This is a genomic window from Pseudofrankia saprophytica (genome assembly GCF_000235425.2).
GTDB classification, from domain to species: Bacteria; Actinomycetota; Actinomycetes; order Frankiales; family Frankiaceae; genus Pseudofrankia; species Pseudofrankia saprophytica.
The window spans coordinates 505,805-523,367 of sequence record NZ_KI912267.1 but is presented as its reverse complement, the minus strand read 5'-3'; the positions used below and the strand labels follow the sequence as shown (position 1 = coordinate 523,367).

The window sequence follows — 17,563 nt, the reverse complement described above, 5'->3', positions numbered from 1 at the left end:
TCTGGGTCACACCCCTAGGGCCCGCAACGGGATTTCACCGTCACGGGGACTCGACGCCATCGGCGCCGCGCCGGCGAGAACCGGCCTCAGGTGCTCAGGCTGGAACGGGAGGCGGCCGCGCGGTCGACGAGCCAGAGGGTGCGTTCCAGGCCACGAGCGCCGGCCGCGGGCAGGTCCAGCGGATCGGCGCCCGTGACGGCCGTGGCCACGGCGTCCGCCTTCTCCTCGCCGGCGGCGATCACCCACACCTGCCTGGCGGCCTGGATGGTCGAGAAGGTGAACGAGACCCGGTTGGGCGGTGGCTTGGGGCAGTCGCGGACGGCGACGACCGGCTCCGTCGCGGCCGCGGCGGGGGAGTGCGGGAAGATCGACGCGACGTGGCCCTCGGGGCCGATGCCGAGCAGCAGCACGTCGAACGCCGGCACGGCCGTGCCCGCCGGCGCGCGGGCGGCGAGCGCCGCCGCGTAGTCGGCGGCGGCCTGCTCTGGCTTCGCGTAGCCACCAGCCACGCCCACGGACCCGCCCGCCGGGGCGAGGGCACCCGCCTCGAACACCCGCTTCTCGTCGACGGGCACATGGTCGAGCAGCGCCTCGCGGGCCTGGCTGGAGTTGCGGTCCCGGGAGTCGGCGGGCACGAACCGCTCGTCTCCCCACCAGACGTCCACCTTCGACCAGTTGACCGCGTCCAGCGCCGGACTCGTGCGGACGGCGCGCAGCAGCGCGATGCCGATGCCACCGCCGGTCAGCACCATCGAGGCCTCGCCGCGCTGAGACTGCGCGTCGACGAGCGCGGTGATGAGCCGGGCGGCCGCGGCCTTCGCGAGCAGGCCGGCGTCCGGGTGCACGATCAGCTCCATCAGCTGCCGCCTCCCGCCACCGGCCCGCTGTCGGCTCCGGCCGCGGGTGCCGCCGCCGCCGCGACGGCGGGCGGTGACTCCATCGGGTCCTGCCAGATGTGCTCGCGGTGTCCCGAGCGCCTGGCCAGATCGGGGATGCCGCTCCAGGCGGACAGCGCCTCCGCGTAGATGACGTCGTGGTCGAGGCGGCGCAGCTCCTCGGCGAGCAGGTCGCCGACGTCGAGCTGGCGCAGCGGCAGCCGGCGCGCCGGCACCCCGGGCCTGGTGATGGTGCCCGAGCGGGTGTCGGCGCGGGCCACCGCGACCTCACCGTCGTCGACGGCCACCCGGACGGCCTGGATCCCGCGCTTCCCGGTGCCCGCCACGTCGACCGGCACCCCGAGCTTCGCCCGCAGCCACCCGGCGAACAGCTGGGCGCTCGGGTCGGTCGGTTCGGCGTCGATGTGGGCCGAGCGCGGACGGTCGGAGCGTCCGTCGAACGCGGCGGCGAGCAGCGTGCGCCAGCCGGAGATCCTCGTCCAGGCGAGATCGGTGTCGCCCGGCTCGAAGTCGGCCGCGCGCAGCCGCAGCGCGGCCAGCGGGTCGGGCGCCCGGTCGCAGTCGGTCACCCGCCGGTCGGCGAACACCCCGAGCGGGTCGAACGCGATCCGCGTCGGCGGCTCGTCCTGCCACCAGGTGACCACCGGCGCGTCAGAGGCCAGCAGCGGCAGCACCACCGACTCGGCGTGCAGCGCCAGCCGGCCGTACATCCGCATCACGATCGCCTCGCCGGGGCCGAGCCCCCCGCCGATCGAGACCTCGGCGTCCAGCCGCGGGTGCGGCGCGTCGATCTGGCGGCGCACCACGATCAGCAGCCGGCACGGGTGCGCGGCCGCGGCGGCCGTGGCCGCGCTCTCGGCGGCCGCGACGTTCTTCTCGTCGACGACCACGACGAGCGTGAGCGCGAGCCCGAAGGCGAGCGCCCCCGCCGCCCGCCGCTCCGCCGACAGCGCCTTGACCACCGCCGACCCGGTCGTATCCCAGAGAGTGGTCACAGTGAGCTCCTTGTGACGAGGAGGGCGGGCTGACGGTGCACGCGGAGGCGCGGCCACGAGCTCAGCGATGTGCCCCCGCAGAGTTCATGGTGATTGTTCCGTTCACACGAGACGCGACCGAGCTGGCGCGTAGGCGTGCCTCCGCGGAGGCCCGGCCCCGAGCGAAGCGATGGGGTTGGGCCGCAGCGGAGGTCGCCGGAGCGCCCGTTCGCGGAGGAGGACGCGGCGCGGAGGTCCCGTGGGAGCGAAGCGAGTACGGGGCCGGAGCGCCGCGCCCGGACGGAGCGAACCAGAGACACAGCCCGGACGGAGCGAACCATGTCAGGGCCGGCGCCAGCGGCGGCCGTCGCGGGCGAGCATCTCGTCGGCCGCGGCCGGTCCCCAGCTGCCGGACCGGTACGGGAACGGCTTGGTCCCGGACCAGAACTCCTCGAGCGGGTCGATGATCCGCCACGACTCCTCGACTTCGGCGTTGTCCGGGAACAGCATCGCGTCGCCGAGCAGGACGTCGAGGATCAGCCGCTCGTAGGCCTCCGGCAGCGCCTCGGTGAACGCCTCGCCGAACAGGAACTCCATCGCGACGTCGCGGACCTCCATCGCGGTTCCCGGCACCTTGGAGCCGTACTTCAGCGTCACGCCCTCGTCCGGCTGTACCCGGACGACCAGCTGGTTGTGGCCGAGCTCGGTGGTGTCGGTCGCGTCGAAGGGCAGGTGCGGCGCCTGCTTGAAGCTGATCGCGATCTCGGTGACCCGGCGGGGCAGCCGCTTGCCGGTGCGCAGGTAGAACGGGACGCCGGCCCAGCGGCGGGTCTCGATGCCCAGCTTCACCGCCGCATAGGTCTCGGTCGTCGACGTGGGCGGGATGTTCTCCTCGTCGAGGTAGCTGCGCCCCCGTTCGCCGGCGAGCCAGCCCTGCTCGTACTGGCCACGGATCGCGTAGTGGGCCAGGTCGGTCGGCAGCGACACCGCGCGCAGAGTCTTGATCTTCTCGGTGCGGATCGTCTCCGCGCCGAAGCTGACCGGCTCCTCCATCGCGGTGAGCGCCAGCAGCTGGAGCAGGTGGTTCTGCAGCACGTCGCGGGCGGCGCCGGTCTCGTCATAGAAGCCGGCGCGGGTGCCGATGCCGACGTCCTCGGCCATCGTGATCTGCACCGAGTCGACGAACTGGGAGTTCCAGATCGGCTCGAACAGCGTGTTCGCGAACCGCAGCGCGAACAGGTTCTGGACGGTCTCCTTGCCCAGGTAGTGGTCGATCCGGAACACGTCGGCCTTGCCGAAGACCTCGTCGACGAGCGAGTTCAGCTCACGGGCGGACTTCAGGTCGTGCCCGAACGGCTTCTCCACCACGACGCGCCGCCAGCCGCCAGCCTTCGCCTCGTCGGCCAGACCGGTGCGCTCCATCTGCTTGAGCACCACCGGGAACGCCGACGGCGGGATCGACAGGTAGAACGCCGCGTTGCCGAAGATGCCGTGGCTGCTCTCGAGGCTTCTCAGCTCCTCGGCAAGCCGGTCGAAGCCAGCGTCGTCGTCGAACGAGCCGCGCACGAACCTGATCGACGACGCCAGCCGGTCCCAGGTCTCCTCCCGGAACGGCGTGCGGGCGCCCTTCTCCGCGGACTCCCTGGCGAACTCGATGAACGGCTCGTGGCCCTCCCAGTCCCGGCGGGCGAAGCCGAGCAGCACGAACCCGGGCGGCAGCAGGCCGCGGTTGGCCAGGTCGTACACCGCCGGGATGAGCTTCTTGCGAGAGAGGTCCCCGGTGACGCCGAACACCACGAGGGCACTGGCGTCGGGAAGCCGGGGCAGCCGACGGTCTCGCGGATCGCGCAGCGGGTTGCCACCTGCCGTGGGCGCCACCTGCGATTCCCCCTGTCTGTGCTGGCTGAGTAGGTTGCCTGGGTCTGGCGGCTCTGTGTGCTTCGGCTCTGTGCGCTTTGACGCTGTGTGCTTCGGCTCTGTGTGCTTCGGCCGTGGGTGCTTCGACCGGTCCGGCCGGGCCGGCGGGTCGCCCTCGCCGGCCCGGCGGCGGCCGGTCAGTGCGCCTCGAGCTGCCCGCGGACCGCGTCGAGCAGCTGGTTCCAGGAGTCCTCGAACTTGGAGACGCCCTCCCGCTCGAGGACCTCGACCACGTCGTCCACGTCGACCCCGACGCCTCCGAGGGCCGCCATCGTCGCGTGCGCGTCGGCGTAGAGCGGCCGGATCGTCTCGCCGGGCACGTCGCCGTGGTCGCCGAACGCCAGCAGCGTCGCCTCCGGCATCGTGTTCACGGTCCCCGGCGCGATCAGCTCGCGCACGTAGAGGGTGTCCGGCAGCGTGGGGTCCTTCGTCGATGTCGACGCCCACAACGGCCGCTGTGGGCTCGCGCCGGCGGCGGCGAGCGCCGCCCACCGCTCGGTGCCGAACGCCTTCTCGTAGCGCTCGTAGGCCAGCCGGGCATTGGCGATGGCCGCCTTGGCGCGCAGCGCCTTCGCCTCCGGGGTGCCGATCTTCTCGAGCCGCTTGTCGACCTCGGAGTCGACGCGGCTGACGAAGAAGGAGGCGACCGACTGCAGATCCGAGACGTCGACACCGTTCGCGATCGCCTGCTCGACGCCGCTCATGAAGGCGTCCATCACCGCGTCGTAGCGGTCCAGCCCGAAGATCAGTGTGACGTTGACACTGATCCCGGCCGCCAGCGTGGCCGTGATCGCCGGCAGGCCCTCCACGGTGGCCGGGATCTTGATGAACAGGTTCGGCCGGTCGACCATCCACCACAGCGAACGGGCCTCGGCCAGGGTCCGTTCGGTCAGGTGCGCCAGGCGCGGGTCGACCTCGATGGACACCCGCCCGTCGACGCCTCCGCTGGCGTCGTAGGCGGGACGCAGGATGTCGCAGGCGGACCGCACGTCGGCGGTGGTGATGAGGCGAATGGCCTCGCCCACGTCGACGCCGCGGACGGCGAGGTCGTGCAGCTGCTCGGCATACGCCTTGCTGGACGTGATCGCCTTTTGGAAGATGCTCGGGTTAGTGGTGACGCCGACGACGCTGTGAGTGCTGGCCAGGTCGGCGAGGTTGCCGCTGAGAAGCCGGTCACGGCTGATGTCGTCCAGCCAGACCGCCACTCCGGCGGCGGAGAGGTCGGAGAGCGGGTTGGTCATGGTCGGTAGATCCTCTCAGCGGAGACGCCGTGCACAGCGGCTCCCTACCCGGTGATGCATAGCTCATCCGCGCAACCGCCGCCGGTTTGGACGGTCGCCCCCACGGCCGGCCCGTGGCCCTGGCCACGTCCTCCAGCCGTTTCGGGCCCGGGTGCGCGGACCTCCTGTGGCCTAGTGTGCCCGCCGAGGTCACGCTCGTGAACAGGGTGCCCACATGAACAGCTGGAGATCTCACCGCTCGGGCAACGGTTGCTCGCCTTGCGGAGAACGTCGGCCGCCCGGCCGGCATGCCCGCGCGTCCCGCGGGCGGTTAGACTCCGACGCGACGTAGAACTCGACCCGCCCAGGCGGGCGCAAACGGTGCCGCCCCGCTCCTGGGGTGAGAACGCGAGGTCGCTCTGTCCACCCTGGCAGCCCTGCGCCGCCGGCAGCCCGTGCCGCGCCCGCGCGTGGCCGGTTCCGGCGTCCATCGGGCAACCGCCGCGGGTGGCCAGACGGGCACCGTGACCACAGCTTCCACCCAGACGCCGGCGATCGCGGACGCCGTCGAGGTAGCCGACATGTCGACCATTTCGGAGCCCGTCACCGCCGCACCGGGTACGGCGACCGCCGGCTCCCAGGTACCGGCCGGCGCGACCGGCCGCCTTGCGTTCGCTCTGGCCAAGGCGCGGGCGTACATCGCGCTCACCAAGCCGCGCATCATCGAGCTGCTGCTCATCACCACGATCCCGGTGATGATCCTCGCGGACCGTGGCCTGCCGTCGCTGTGGCTGATCGCGGTGACACTGGTGGCCGGCACGCTCTCCGCCGGCAGCGCGAACACCATCAACTGCTACGTCGACCGCGACATCGACGAGCTCATGGCACGGACCAAGCGCCGCCCGCTGGTCAGGGCGACCGTCACCCCGGTCGAGGCGCTGTGGTTCGGCATCGTGCTCGGCGTCGTGTCCACGCTGCTGTTCGGGCTGCTGGTCAACTGGCCGTCGGCGCTGCTCGCCGACGGCGCGATCGCCTTCTACGTGTTCGTCTACACGCTGGGGCTGAAGCGGCGGACCCCGTCGAACATCGTCATCGGCGGCGCGGCCGGCTGCTTCCCGGTGCTCATCGGCTGGTCCGCGGTGACCGGCACGGTCGGGTGGGGCGCGGTCGTGCTGTTCGGCGTCGTGTTCTTCTGGACGCCGCCGCACTTCTGGGCGCTGGCCATCAAGTTCAAGGACGACTACGCGGCGGCCGGCGTGCCGATGCTGCCGGTCGTGGCGCCGCTGCGCGAGGTCGCCCGCAAGATCCTGATCTACTCGTACGTGATGGTCGCGACGTCGCTCGTGCTGTACCCGGTCGCCGACGCGGGGCTGGTCTACCTGGCCGTCGCGGTCGTCGTCGGCGCCTGGTTCCTGCTGGAGGCCCACCGGCTCGTCCGCCGGGTGGCCCGCGGCGAGCCCGCCCGCCCGATGCGCCTGTTCCACTACAGCATCACGTACCTGACCATCCTCTTCCTCGCGGTGGCCGTCAGCCCGCTGGTCTAGGCGGCGGGACCATCGCGGGTCCGAGAGTGCCCAAGGATTCGTCAGGCTGAGGCTGAGGCTGGGATCGGAGCTCGGCTGTAGGCCGGGGATCGGCGCCAGTCAGCTGCTCAGAGAGTTCGCCGGCCGCCTGGAGCGCGAGCGGGCAGCCGTGAACGTCGAGACATAGCTGCGGCTTACCTGCACCAGGAGTGCTCTCCCGAGTCGGAGCAAGTCGAACCGTCGGCCCTGTGCGCCTGCCGTGCCTATGGGTCTGTAGTGCCTGTGCGCCTGTAGTGCCTGTGCACCTGCCGTGCCTATGCGCCTGTCGTGACCGGCGCGGCCGGCTGAAGCCTGGCCTCATCGTCATCATCCGGAGCGTCAGCGACGGCCTGGGCGTCCAACTCCGGGGCCTGGGGGAGTGCCGGCCGGTCGGGGAGGGCCAGCCAGAGGCGGAGGGCAGCGATCCACATCAGGGTGGCGCCGGCTACGTGGAGGGCGACCAGGCCGGCGGGGATGCCGAGGAAGTACTGGGTGAAGCCGACGGCGGCCTGGGCGACGATCGTCACCACCAGCACGTCGGCCCAGCGGCGGGCCTCCGGGGAGGCCCGCGCGATCCGGACGGCGAAGACCATCGCGACGGCGAGGCCGGTGACCAGCATCGCGCTGTCCGCGTGCAGCTGCGCGACGTTGACGATGTCGAAGCCGAACCGCTTGGCCTTCTCGTCGTCGCCGCTGTGCGGCCCGGTGCCGGTGACGACGGTCCCGAGGACGAGAACCCCAGCGGCCACGATGACCAGGACCCGGGCGAGCCAGAGCAGCTCGCGGCGGACGGAGACGGTGACGGGGCCCGCGCCCTGCCTCGCCCGGCGGTAGAGCACCACGCCGTCGACGAGCAGCAGCATCGAGAGCAGGAAGTGCGCGGCGACGGTCGCCGGGTGCAGGTCGGTGAGCACGGTGATCCCGCCGAGCACGGCCTGACCGACGAAGCCGGCCCACAGCCCGAGCGACAGCCACACCAGGTCGCGCCGCCGCCGCCGGTCCGCCAACCGCAGCGCCGCCAGCGGCGTGACCAGCATGAACACGCCCATCAGGATGCTGACCATGCGGTTGCCGAACTCGACCGCCCCGTGCAGCGCGTACTGGCTGTGCGGCGTGAACGAGCCGTCGCCGCACTGCGGCCAGGTCGGGCAGCCGAGCCCCGAGCCGGTCAGCCGGACCGCGCCGCCGGTGACCACGATCAGCCCGAGGAACACCAGGCTGATCAGCGTGAGGACCCGGAACACCCTCGGGCTCACCACCGGCAGCCGGTCCCAGAGGGTCGCCACCGGATTGCTTCGACGGGCTGTAGAAGACATCGCGGCCATCCTACGTCTCGGTCGCGGGACACCCGGCCCAGGCGGGACACCCGGCCGGGGCGGTCATTCCCAGCGGAAGGTGCGCGCCGCCAGTGCCACGGAGGCGACAGCCCAGCACACCAGGACGATGATCGGCCCCGCCCCCGGGGACGCGGCGTCGGCCAGCACGGCCCTTACGCCCTCGGACAGGGCCGCCGTCGGCAGGCCCTCGGCCAGGGCGCGCAGCCAGCCTGGCAGCTCCGACAGCGGGAACACCACCCCGCCGACGAGCAGCAGCAGCAGGTAGACGCCGTTGGCCGCGGCCAGGGTCGCCTCGGCGCGCAGCGTGCCCGCCATGAGCAGGCCCAGGCCGCTGAACGCGGTCGTGCCGAGGACCAGCAGCACCGCCAGCCAGCCGATGCCGGCGGCGGTCCCGGGCAGCCGCGGCTCCCAGCCGAGCGCGAGCCCGACCGCGACGAGCAGCACCACCTGCAGGACCTCGATCGCGAGTACCGCGAGTGTCTTGCCGGCGAGCAGCACCCAGCGGGGCAGCGGGGTCGCGCCGAGCCGTTTGAGCACGCCGTAGCGGCGTTCGAACCCGGTGGAGATCGCCTGCCCGGTGAATGCGGCTGACATCACCGCGAGGGCGAGTACCCCGGGCACCAGGAAGTCGACCGAGTCACGGCCGTCGGACGGCAGGACGTCGACGGCGGAGAAGAACAGCAGCAGCCCGATCGGGATGATCAGGGTGAGCAGCACGGACTCGCCGTGGCGCAGGTTGAGGGTCAGCTCCATCCGGGTCTGCGCGCCGAGCATCCGGGGCCACCGGGCGGCGCCGGGCGCGGGCCGCAGGTCCAGCGGGGCGCGGACGGGGGCTGGCGCCTCGGCCGGGGCCAGGGTTCCCACCGGGTCGGCCGCGCTCACGGGGTCAGCTCCGAGCCGGTCAGGTCCACGAAGACGTCCTCCAGGCTGCGCTGCTCGACGCGCACGTCGGTCGCCGGCACGCCGTTGTTCGCGCACCAGGCCATGACCGCGGCGACGAACGCGGCGTCGACGGTGCCACTGACGATGTAGTGCCCGCCGGCGCGCTCGACGGCGCGCGAGCCGACCGGCAGCGCGGTGAGCAGCTGGTCGAGGTCGAGCCGGCCCGGCGCGCGGAACCGCAGCTCGCCGTCGGCGCCGCCGCCCTTCAGCTCGACCGGGGCGCCGGCCGCGACCACCCGACCGCGATTGATGATCACGACCTGGTCGGCGAGCTTCTCCGCCTCGTCCATCGCGTGCGTGGTGAGGACGACCGTCACCCCGGCGGCGCGCAGCTGTTCGACCAGGTCCCAGGTGTCATGGCGGGCTCGCACGTCGAGGCCCGCCGTCGGCTCGTCGAGGAACACCAGCTCGGGTCGCCCGACCACGGCCATCGCCAGCGAGAGCAGCTGCTTCTGGCCGCCGGACAGCCGCCGGAACGGTGTGCGGGCCGGGGCCCCGACCAGGCCCACCCTGGCGAGCAGCGCGTCCGGGTCGAGCGGATGGGCGTGGTGCGCGGCGACGAGCCGCAGCATCTCGTCGGCCCGGGCACCCGGGTACATCCCGCCGGCCTGGAGCATCACCCCGACCCGGGGGCGCAGCCGGGCGTCCCGCGGGTCGGCGCCGAGGACCCGGACCGTGCCGGTGTCGGCGCGCCGGAACCCCTCGCAGATCTCGACCGTCGTCGTCTTGCCCGCGCCGTTCGGCCCGAGCAGGGCGGTCACCCTCCCGGCCGGCACCTCGAACGACAGGCCGTCCACCGCGCGGGCCCGCCCGTACGACTTGACGAGGTCGACGACTTCGACAGCCAGGATCTCGCCCACGCGCCGATCCTACGGTGCCCCCGCCGGCACCCTTGCGCATGATCCGCCGGCTGGCCCCCGGCCCGCGCGGGGCACGGGCCGGGGGTCAGCGGCGCGGCCCCTGCCGAGGGGGCGCCGAGGGGCCGCCTGCCCGTGGCCGGTCCACGCCGACGCCCGGCCGGCGTCGTCCGTCACCGGCGCCGGCCGATGTCTCGGTGCCCGGGTCGACGAGCGCGCCCCAGGCGACGAGCCGCTCGTAGAGCAGCTCGGGGGTGGTCGAGTAGAGGCGCGAGAGCGACGTCAGGTCGGAGCGGCGCAGCCGGAGCACGTCGCGGGCGTTCTCCGAGCGCAGCACCTGCACGATCGCGATCCAGCGCCGCAGCGGGCCGGTGCGGGTCGGCGGCAGCTTGCGCAGCCGGCGCAGGTCGATCACCAGCGGCGGCAGGCCGTCGGTCTCGCGGTGGTCGGTGGTCGGTGGGACGAGCAGGGTCGCGGGCACGTCGTACAGCTCGGCGAGCTCGACGAGCCGGTGCACCCGCATGACTCGGCTGCCGCGCTCGTAGGCGCCGAGGGTGCCGGCGGTCCATCGGCCGGCGGTGATCTCCTGCACGTCGAGTAGCGACATGCCACGCCGGTTACGGACCGCGCGCAGGCGCCGGCCGAGCTCGACGGCGTAGTCCGTGTCGGTCACGGTCTCCGTCCGGGGGACAGGGGGCGAACGGGAGCGCCAACCGCCCCCGTGACAGACTGTCATGGTTCGGTTTCGCAGACAGTAGATTCGCCGGGATTCGCCAGCCCGATTGTGTGGTCTGTTCGTTGCCCTGCGCGCCAAATATCCGATATGTCGGGAAAGGTCACCCTGATCGATGCGAAACGGTGATGGCCCGTCCGGGCGGCCTTCGTGGCCGCCCGCCGACGGCTGGCCCCGGCGGGGCCCGTCTGGTCGATCCGTCAGTCGCGAGACCAGTCCAGGGAGCGGTCGAGGGCGCGCAGCCAGTCGGCGTAGAGGCGGTCGCGCTCGGTGGCGGCCAGCCGTGGCTCGTAGCGGACGGCGGTGCGGCGCAGCGCGGCGAGGGCGGCGCGGTCGGGGAAGAAGCCGGTCGCGAGGCCGGCGAGGTAGCCGGAGCCGAGCGCGGTGGTCTCCAGGTTGTCCGGCACGTCGACCGGGACGCCGAGGATGTCGGCCTGGAACTGCATGAGCCACGGGTTGGCGGCCGCGCCGCCGTCGGCGCGCAGCTCGGTGACGGGCGTGCCGGCGGCCCCCATCGCCGCGGCGATGTCCCGGGTGCGGTAGGCGATCGACTCCAGCACCGCGCGGGCCAGGTGCGCCCGGCCCGTGCCGCGGGTGAGCCCGACGAGGGTGCCGCGCGCCCGGGCGTCCCAGTGCGGCGCGCCGAGGCCGGCCAGCGCCGGGACGAAGTAGACGCCGTCGTTGCCGGTCAGGGACGCGGCGAGCTCGGCCGTCTCGGCCGCCGAGCCGATCACGCCCAGCCCGTCGCGCAGCCACTGCACCGCGGCGCCGGTCGCGAGTACGGCCCCCTCGAACGCGTAGTGCACCGGCTCGCCGGCCAGCTGGAAAGCGACGGTGCGCAGCAGCGCGCCCCGCGCGCTCGGGGGCGGCGGCGTCGGGCCGGTGTTGAGCAGGACGAACGAGCCGGTCCCGTAGGTGTTCTTGGCCTGCCCCACCTGGACGCAGGCCTGCGCGAACAGCGCGGCCTGCTGGTCGCCGATCGCCGCGGCGACCGGCACCGCCACCCCCAGGAACGCGGCCGGGTCGGTCTCGGCGTACACCTCGGAGCTGGGACGCACCTCGGCGAGCAGCTCCATCGGGATATCGAGCAGCTCGGCCATCGGCACCGACCAGCTGGCCGACGCCAGGTCGAGCAGCATCGTGCGGGAGGCGTTGGTGACGTCGGTGACGTGCGTCCGCCCGCCGGTGAGCCGCCAGGCAAGCCACGTGTCGACGGTGCCGAAGGCCAGCTCGCCGCGCCCGGCGCGGCGGCGCAGCTCCGGGTCGGAGTCCAGGATCCAGGCGATCTTGGTGCCGGAGAAGTAGGGATCGAGCACCAGGCCGGTGCGCTCGGCGACGGCCGGGCCGTGCCCGTCGGCGGCGAGCCGTTCGCAGGCGGCGGCGGTCCGCCGGTCCTGCCAGACGATCGCCGGGTGGACGGGTTGACCGGTCCGCCGGTCCCACAGGACGGCGGTCTCGCGCTGGTTGGTGATGCCGACGGCCGCGATGTCGGCGGCGCGGCGCCCGGCCGCCGTGAGCGCGGCCGCCACGGTGTCGACGACGCCGCGCCAGAGCTTCTCCGGGTCCTGCTCGACCCAGCCCGGGCGCGGGTAGGACACGGCGACCTCGGCGTGCGCCCGGCCCACGACGTGGGCGTCCCGGTCGAGGACGCAGACCGTCGTGCCGGTCGTCCCCTGGTCGATCGCGACCACCACCGGCTCGGGCACCGCCGCATGCTATCGCCGATCACCCGGCCGGAAGGGGCCATGGCCGGCCGGGCCTGGGCTGCTGAGCCCAGGTTGGCCAAGCCTTGGGGCTAGCCAAGCCCTGGAGCTAGCCGAGCCGGCCGAGGTCGACGGCGCCCTCCGGGGCCTTGGCGGTGGTCGCCGAGTCGTAGTCGGTGAACTCGATGCGGCCGTTGTCGCTGCCGACGACGTCGATCCGCAGCGGGACCGGGTCGCCGGTCGCGGCGGCGTAGAGGGTGACGCCGGAGCCCTTCACCAGGACGGCGTCGCGGCCCGCGAACGTGGTGGGGGTGACGGTGCCCGACAGGGTGCTGAGGTATTCGGTCAGCGAGAGCGCCAGGCCTTCGACGGTGAGGAAGCGGTACTGGTTGGCCTGGGTCGGGGTGAGCCGTACCCACTGGCCGGCCAGGAGGGCGGAGGCGTCGCTCTCGCCGATCTCCTGGTAGTAGCCCTGGTCACCGCGGATGAAGGTGTCGGCGTTGGCCTTGACGACATCGATCTTGTGCTTTCCGCTGGTGAACGTGCCGCTGGTGCCCGCGCCCGCCATCCGCAGGTCCCAGCTGGACGCGCTGTTGTCGGCGCTGCCGCTGGCGAGCCGTCCGAGCACCCGGACGCTTTCGGCATGGCGGAAGGCATCGAGTGTCCGATTGCCGACCTCGGTCGCCGAGGCCTTGGCGAGCCCGTTGTCCTTCGGTCCGCCGCCACCGCAGCCGGCGAGGCCCGCTGCCAGGAGCAGGGCCCCCACCAGCGCGGCTACCTGTCGTGCCGCTTTGCCCGGAACGCCCGAACGTGTCGGCATGACCCGTTGCATCCGCATCGTGCCAGTGTGCACTTCACGTCGCGGCCGCCCGCAGGGTGGTCTGGATAATAGAGGGGGGCGCCCGGCCGGGAAGAGACTGACGGATCACAGTGGTGGGACGCCGGTTCGACGGTGGCCGGTAAATAGGGCACACTGGTGTTGTGAAATCCACGCAGGACCTCGACGCGGGCCCAGGTGCCGCGGTCTCGCCGGCGTTGATGCCGGCGGGGGCCGATGTGCGCACCCGGGATCGTGTCGTGCGCATCCTGCTGGAGGCGGGGGCCTCGACCGCCGCGGACCTCGCGCGCCGGCTCGACCTCTCGCCGGCGGCGGTGCGTCGCCACCTCGACGCGATGGTCGCGGACGGGATCATCACGCCCACGACCGTGCACGCCCGTGGCCCGCGAGGCCGGGGGCGCCCGGCCCGACACTACGCGTTGACCGACGCGGGGCACGAGGAGGCCGGTCCGACGGCTTACTCCGACCTCGCGGCCGGTGCGCTGCGGTTTCTCGACGAGGTCGCGGGCGGCGGCGCGGTCGCCGCGTTCGCCGAGCGGCGCGGCCAGGAGCTGGAGACCCTGCTCGCGGCCGCGGTCGAGGGTGTACCGGAGGAGGACCGTCCCGCGGCGCTCGCGGCGGCGATGACCGACGCCGGCTACACGGCCAGCGTCTCCGAGGTGCCCAGCGGTACCCAGATCTGCCAGCACCACTGCCCGGTCCAGCATGTCGCCGAGCGCTTCCCCGCGCTGTGTGACGCGGAGACGGCGGCGCTGTCCCGGTTACTCGACAGCCACGTCCAACGGCTCGCCACCATCGCCCACGGCGACGGTGTCTGCACGACGCACGTCCCCGGCAAGACCGCTACCGGCACCGGGTCCTCGGTGCCGACGAGGAACTCTCCCGTGCCCGTGAGGATCATAACGACATGACTACCTCTGCCGAGACCGCCCTCGAGGGGCTTGGCTCGTACAAGTTCGGCTGGGCCGACGCCGACGCCTATGCCGACGACGTCGAGCGTGGCCTGTCCGAGACGGTGGTCCGCGGTATCTCGGCGAAGAAGTCCGAGCCGTCGTGGATGACCGACCTTAGGCTTAAGGGCCTGAAGCTTTTCGAGCGCAAGCCGATGCCGACGTGGGGCGCGGACCTTTCGGGCATCGACTTCGACAACATCAAGTACTTCGTCCGCTCCACCGAGAAGCAGGCGGAGAGCTGGGACGACCTGCCCGCGGACATCAAGGACACCTACGACAAGCTCGGCATCCCGGAGGCGGAGAAGCAGCGCCTCATCTCCGGCGTCGCTGCCCAGTACGAGTCCGAGGTCGTCTACCACAAGATCCGTGAGGACCTCGAGGAGCAGGGCGTCATCTTCCTCGACACCGACAGCGGCCTGCGCGAGCACCCGGAGATCTTCAAGGAGTACTTCGGCTCGGTGATCCCGGTCGGCGACAACAAGTTCGCCGCGCTGAACACCTCCGTCTGGTCGGGCGGCTCGTTCATCTACGTCCCGCCGGGTGTGCACGTCGATATCCCGCTGCAGGCCTACTTCCGGATCAACACCGAGAACATGGGCCAGTTCGAGCGGACACTGATCATCGTCGACGAGGGTGCCTACGTGCACTACGTCGAGGGCTGCACCGCGCCGGTCTACTCGTCGGACTCGCTGCACTCCGCGGTCGTCGAGATCGTCGTCAAGAAGAACGCGCGCTGCCGGTACACGACCATCCAGAACTGGTCCAACAACGTCTACAACCTGGTGACCAAGCGGGCCGCCTGCCAGGAGGGCGGCACGATGGAGTGGATCGACGGCAACATCGGCTCCAAGGTGACGATGAAGTACCCGGCGGTGTGGCTGCTCGGCGAGCGGGCCCGCGGCGAGGTGCTCTCGATCGCGTTTGCCGGCGCGGGCCAGCACCAGGACGCCGGCGCCAAGATGGTGCACGCGGCGCCGCGCACGTCGTCACAGATCATCTCCAAGTCGGTGGCCCGCGGCGGCGGCCGGACGTCCTACCGCGGCCTCGTGCAGATCCACGAGGGCGCGACGCAGTCGCGCTCGACCGTGAAGTGCGACGCGCTGCTCGTCGACACGGTCAGCCGGTCCGACACCTACCCGTACGTCGACGTCCGCGAGGACGACGCGTCGATCGGTCACGAGGCCAGCGTCTCCAAGGTCGGCGAGGACCAGCTCTTCTACCTGATGAGCCGGGGCCTGGCCGAGGACGAGGCGATGGCGATGATCGTGCGCGGCTTCGTCGAGCCGATCGCCCGTGAGTTGCCGATGGAATACGCCCTCGAGCTCAACCGGCTGATCGAGCTGCAGATGGAAGGCTCGGTCGGCTGATGGCGGTCATTGACGCCACCGGCCGCCCGCCGATGGTGCCGGCGCCGAGCGCCCCGGTCCGGTCCCGTGACCCCGAGGCCCACCCCGTGCCGACCGGTCGGGAGGAGGCCTGGCGGTTCACCCCGCTGCGCCCGCTCAAGCCGCTGATCGCCGGCCAGGAGCCCGACGGGAAGATCGACATCTCGGTCGCGGCGCCGGAGGGCGTCGAGGTCGAGTTCGTGGACTCGGGCGACCCGCGCGTCGGCCGGGTGCTCACCCCGGTCGACCGGGTCGCGGCGTTCGCGACAGTGCGGGCCGGCGGCGCCGTCGCCGTCACGGTCCCGGCCGAGGCCGAGCTGACCGAGCCGGTCATGGTGGCGCTGCGGGGCGAAGGCGGGGTCTGCTACAGCCACCTGGCGATCGAGGTCGGCCCGTTCGCGCGCGCGACCGTGGTTCTCGACCACACCGGCACGGCGAAGTACGCCGGCAACGTCGAGGTGTACGTCGGCCACGGCGCGTCGGTCACCTTCGTCTCGCTGCAGGACTGGGACGGCGACGCGGTGCACGCCGGGGCGCACGCCTTCTCGCTCGGCCGGGACGCGAAGCTGCGGGCCACCCACATCACGCTGGGCGGCCACCTGGTGCGGATCAACCCGACGGTCGACTACCGCGGCCCCGGCGGGGACGCGGAGCTGGCCGGGCTGTTCTTCACCGACGCCGGACAGCACCAGGAGCACCGCCTGCTGGTCACCCACCAGGAGCGCAACTGCCGCAGCCGGGTGACCTACAAGGGCGCCCTGCGGGGCCTCGACGCGCACTCGGTGTGGATCGGTGACGTGCTCATCGGCGCGGACGCGGTCGGTACCGACACCTACGAGATCAACCGCAACCTGGTGCTGACCGACGGGGCGCGGGCCGACTCGGTGCCGAACCTGGAGATCCTCACCGGTGAGGTGGCCGGCGCCGGCCATGCCAGCGCGACGGGCAGGTTCGACGACGAGGTGCTGTTCTACCTGATGGCCCGGGGGATCCCGGCCGAGGAGGCGCGCCGGTTGGTCGTGCGCGGCTTCTTCGGCGAGGTGCTCGACCGGGTCGGCATCGAGTCGCTGCGTGAGCGGGTGACCGCCACCGTCGACGCCGAGCTGGCGGCGGTGGGCTCGTGAGTCGGCAGAGGGTGTGCGCGCTCGACGACGTCGCCGAGGAGGCGGCGCTGGGCGTCGAGCTTGATGTAGAGGGTGCGGACGAGCCGACGCCGGTGTGCGTGGTGCGCTCCGGCGGACGGGTGTTCGCGATCCGGGACGAGTGCTCGCACCAGGACGTCCAGCTGTCGGACGGCGAGGTCGAGGACGGGAAGATCGAGTGCTGGCTGCACGGCTCCCAGTTCGACCTGGAGAGCGGCAAGCCGACCTGCCTCCCGGCCACCGACCCGGTGCCCACCTATCCCGTGACCATCGAGGGCGGCGACGTCTACGTCGACCTGGCCGCCGCCAACCTTAAGTGAAGGTGACCTGACCGGTGTCGACCTTGGAGATCCAGAACCTGCACGTCACGGTGGAGACCGACGGCGAGGGCCCGCGCGAGATCCTGAAGGGCGTCGACCTGACCGTCCGCAAGGGCGAGACGCACGCGATCATGGGGCCGAACGGCTCCGGCAAGTCGACGCTGTCCTACTCGATCGCCGGCCACCCGAAGTACACGGTGACCGAGGGCTCGATCACGCTGGACGGCGAGGACGTGCTCGCGATGAGCGTCGACGCCCGCGCCCGCGCCGGCATCTTCCTGGCCATGCAGTACCCGGTCGAGGTGCCCGGCGTCTCCGTCTCCAACTTCCTGCGTACCTCCGCCACGGCCGTCCGGGGCGAGGCCCCGAAGCTGCGGCTGTGGATCAAGGAGGTCAAGGAGGCGATGAAGGACCTCGAGGTGGACCCGGCGTTCGCCGAGCGCGGCGTGAACGAGGGCTTCTCCGGCGGCGAGAAGAAGCGTCACGAGATCCTGCAGATGACGCTGCTCAAGCCGAAGATCGCGATCCTCGACGAGACCGACTCCGGCCTCGACGTGGACGCGTTGCGGGTCGTCTCCGCGGGGATCAACGCGGTCCGCGCGACCGGCGAGACCGGCACACTGCTGATCACGCACTACACCCGGATCCTGCGCTACGTGCAGCCGGAGTTCGTGCACGTGATGGCCGGCGGGAAGATCGTCGACGAGGGCGGCCCGGAGCTCGCGGCCACGCTCGAAGAGGGCGGCTACGACAGGTACGTCAAGGTCGGCGCGGGAGCGTGAGC

At 72.3% G+C, this 17,563-nt stretch carries 16 protein-coding genes; 6 read left to right on the top strand and 10 right to left on the bottom strand.

What is annotated here, in order from left to right:
* Positions 1–86: 86 nt before the first annotated feature.
* From pgl to tal, 4 genes are all read right to left on the bottom strand, one after another.
* Positions 87–857 carry a 6-phosphogluconolactonase gene (pgl, locus tag FRCN3DRAFT_RS0236755; RefSeq protein WP_007514628.1) on the bottom strand — a complete coding sequence of 257 codons (771 nt, stop codon included), beginning with the start codon at positions 855–857 and terminating at the stop codon, positions 87–89.
* Positions 857–1,891, bottom strand: a complete 1,035-nt coding sequence (locus FRCN3DRAFT_RS48030; RefSeq protein ID WP_007514630.1) for a glucose-6-phosphate dehydrogenase assembly protein OpcA — start codon at positions 1,889–1,891, stop codon at positions 857–859. The genes pgl and FRCN3DRAFT_RS48030 overlap by 1 nt, the downstream gene beginning before the upstream one ends.
* A gap of 321 nt (positions 1,892–2,212) precedes the next feature.
* A complete protein-coding gene (zwf, locus tag FRCN3DRAFT_RS0236745) occupies positions 2,213–3,748 on the bottom strand; it encodes a glucose-6-phosphate dehydrogenase (RefSeq protein ID WP_007514632.1) in 1,536 nt (511 codons plus the stop codon).
* A 176-nt stretch (positions 3,749–3,924) separates the two neighbouring features.
* Complete coding sequence (gene tal / locus FRCN3DRAFT_RS0236740) at positions 3,925–5,028, bottom strand: transaldolase (RefSeq protein ID WP_007514634.1); 1,104 nt, start codon at positions 5,026–5,028, stop codon at positions 3,925–3,927.
* Positions 5,029–5,588: 560 nt separating this feature from the next.
* Here tal and FRCN3DRAFT_RS0236735 point away from each other — a divergent pair.
* Positions 5,589–6,551, top strand: a complete 963-nt coding sequence (locus FRCN3DRAFT_RS0236735) for a heme o synthase (RefSeq protein ID WP_007514635.1) — start codon at positions 5,589–5,591, stop codon at positions 6,549–6,551.
* A gap of 293 nt (positions 6,552–6,844) precedes the next feature.
* On the opposite strand, the gene FRCN3DRAFT_RS48025 is transcribed toward FRCN3DRAFT_RS0236735, so the two are convergent.
* The 6 genes from FRCN3DRAFT_RS48025 to FRCN3DRAFT_RS48015 form a co-directional block, all read right to left on the bottom strand.
* The gene (locus tag FRCN3DRAFT_RS48025) at positions 6,845–7,885 is read right to left on the bottom strand and encodes a COX15/CtaA family protein (RefSeq protein WP_007514637.1); all 1,041 of its coding nucleotides are present in this window, start codon (positions 7,883–7,885) and stop codon (positions 6,845–6,847) included.
* A gap of 63 nt (positions 7,886–7,948) precedes the next feature.
* Positions 7,949–8,788 carry an ABC transporter permease gene (locus FRCN3DRAFT_RS0236725; RefSeq protein WP_007514639.1) on the bottom strand — a complete coding sequence of 280 codons (840 nt, stop codon included), beginning with the start codon at positions 8,786–8,788 and terminating at the stop codon, positions 7,949–7,951.
* A complete protein-coding gene (locus FRCN3DRAFT_RS0236720) occupies positions 8,785–9,708 on the bottom strand; it encodes an ABC transporter ATP-binding protein (protein WP_007514641.1) in 924 nt (307 codons plus the stop codon). The genes FRCN3DRAFT_RS0236725 and FRCN3DRAFT_RS0236720 overlap by 4 nt, the downstream gene beginning before the upstream one ends.
* Positions 9,709–9,793: 85 nt before the next feature.
* Positions 9,794–10,378, bottom strand: coding sequence for a helix-turn-helix domain-containing protein (locus FRCN3DRAFT_RS48020; RefSeq protein ID WP_007514643.1), 585 nt, complete (start codon positions 10,376–10,378; stop codon positions 9,794–9,796).
* A gap of 260 nt (positions 10,379–10,638) precedes the next feature.
* Positions 10,639–12,144 carry a glycerol kinase GlpK gene (glpK, locus tag FRCN3DRAFT_RS0236710; protein WP_106410590.1) on the bottom strand — a complete coding sequence of 502 codons (1,506 nt, stop codon included), beginning with the start codon at positions 12,142–12,144 and terminating at the stop codon, positions 10,639–10,641.
* Positions 12,145–12,250: 106 nt separating this feature from the next.
* Positions 12,251–12,979: a hypothetical protein gene (locus tag FRCN3DRAFT_RS48015; RefSeq protein ID WP_232794367.1), complete on the bottom strand. Its 729-nt coding sequence runs from the start codon at positions 12,977–12,979 to the stop codon at positions 12,251–12,253.
* Positions 12,980–13,122: 143 nt separating this feature from the next.
* Between FRCN3DRAFT_RS48015 and FRCN3DRAFT_RS48010 the strand changes: the two genes are divergently transcribed.
* Genes FRCN3DRAFT_RS48010 through sufC form a run of 5 tightly spaced genes read left to right on the top strand, consistent with a single transcriptional unit; the run spans position 13,123 to position 17,561 of the window.
* Positions 13,123–13,890, top strand: a complete 768-nt coding sequence (locus FRCN3DRAFT_RS48010; protein WP_007514649.1) for a winged helix-turn-helix transcriptional regulator — start codon at positions 13,123–13,125, stop codon at positions 13,888–13,890.
* Positions 13,887–15,299 (top strand): Fe-S cluster assembly protein SufB, encoded by a 1,413-nt coding sequence (sufB, locus tag FRCN3DRAFT_RS0236695; RefSeq protein ID WP_007514651.1) that lies wholly within the window; start codon positions 13,887–13,889, stop codon positions 15,297–15,299. Before FRCN3DRAFT_RS48010 ends, sufB begins: the two co-directional genes overlap by 4 nt.
* Positions 15,299–16,441 carry a Fe-S cluster assembly protein SufD gene (gene sufD, locus FRCN3DRAFT_RS0236690; protein ID WP_007514653.1) on the top strand — a complete coding sequence of 381 codons (1,143 nt, stop codon included), beginning with the start codon at positions 15,299–15,301 and terminating at the stop codon, positions 16,439–16,441. The genes sufB and sufD overlap by 1 nt, the downstream gene beginning before the upstream one ends.
* Positions 16,438–16,779, top strand: a complete 342-nt coding sequence (locus FRCN3DRAFT_RS0236685; RefSeq protein WP_007514654.1) for a non-heme iron oxygenase ferredoxin subunit — start codon at positions 16,438–16,440, stop codon at positions 16,777–16,779. The genes sufD and FRCN3DRAFT_RS0236685 overlap by 4 nt, the downstream gene beginning before the upstream one ends.
* Before the next feature lie 14 nt (positions 16,780–16,793).
* A complete protein-coding gene (sufC, locus tag FRCN3DRAFT_RS0236680) occupies positions 16,794–17,561 on the top strand; it encodes a Fe-S cluster assembly ATPase SufC (protein WP_007514655.1) in 768 nt (255 codons plus the stop codon).
* The last annotated feature ends 2 nt before the right edge of the window (positions 17,562–17,563 follow it).

Excerpts from the sequence above, each read along its gene's own strand:
- sufD (WP_007514653.1), top strand. The coding sequence starts at position 15,299 with ATGGCGGTCATTGACGCCACCGGCCGCCCGCCGATGGTGCCGGCGCCG.
- sufB (WP_007514651.1), top strand. The coding sequence starts at position 13,887 with ATGACTACCTCTGCCGAGACCGCCCTCGAGGGGCTTGGCTCGTACAAG.
- pgl (WP_007514628.1), bottom strand. The coding sequence starts at position 857 with ATGGAGCTGATCGTGCACCCGGACGCCGGCCTGCTCGCGAAGGCCGCG.
- FRCN3DRAFT_RS0236735 (WP_007514635.1), top strand. The coding sequence starts at position 5,589 with ATGTCGACCATTTCGGAGCCCGTCACCGCCGCACCGGGTACGGCGACC.
- tal (WP_007514634.1), bottom strand. The coding sequence starts at position 5,028 with ATGACCAACCCGCTCTCCGACCTCTCCGCCGCCGGAGTGGCGGTCTGG.
- FRCN3DRAFT_RS48015 (WP_232794367.1), bottom strand. The coding sequence starts at position 12,979 with ATGCGGATGCAACGGGTCATGCCGACACGTTCGGGCGTTCCGGGCAAA.
- FRCN3DRAFT_RS48025 (WP_007514637.1), bottom strand. The coding sequence starts at position 7,885 with ATGTCTTCTACAGCCCGTCGAAGCAATCCGGTGGCGACCCTCTGGGAC.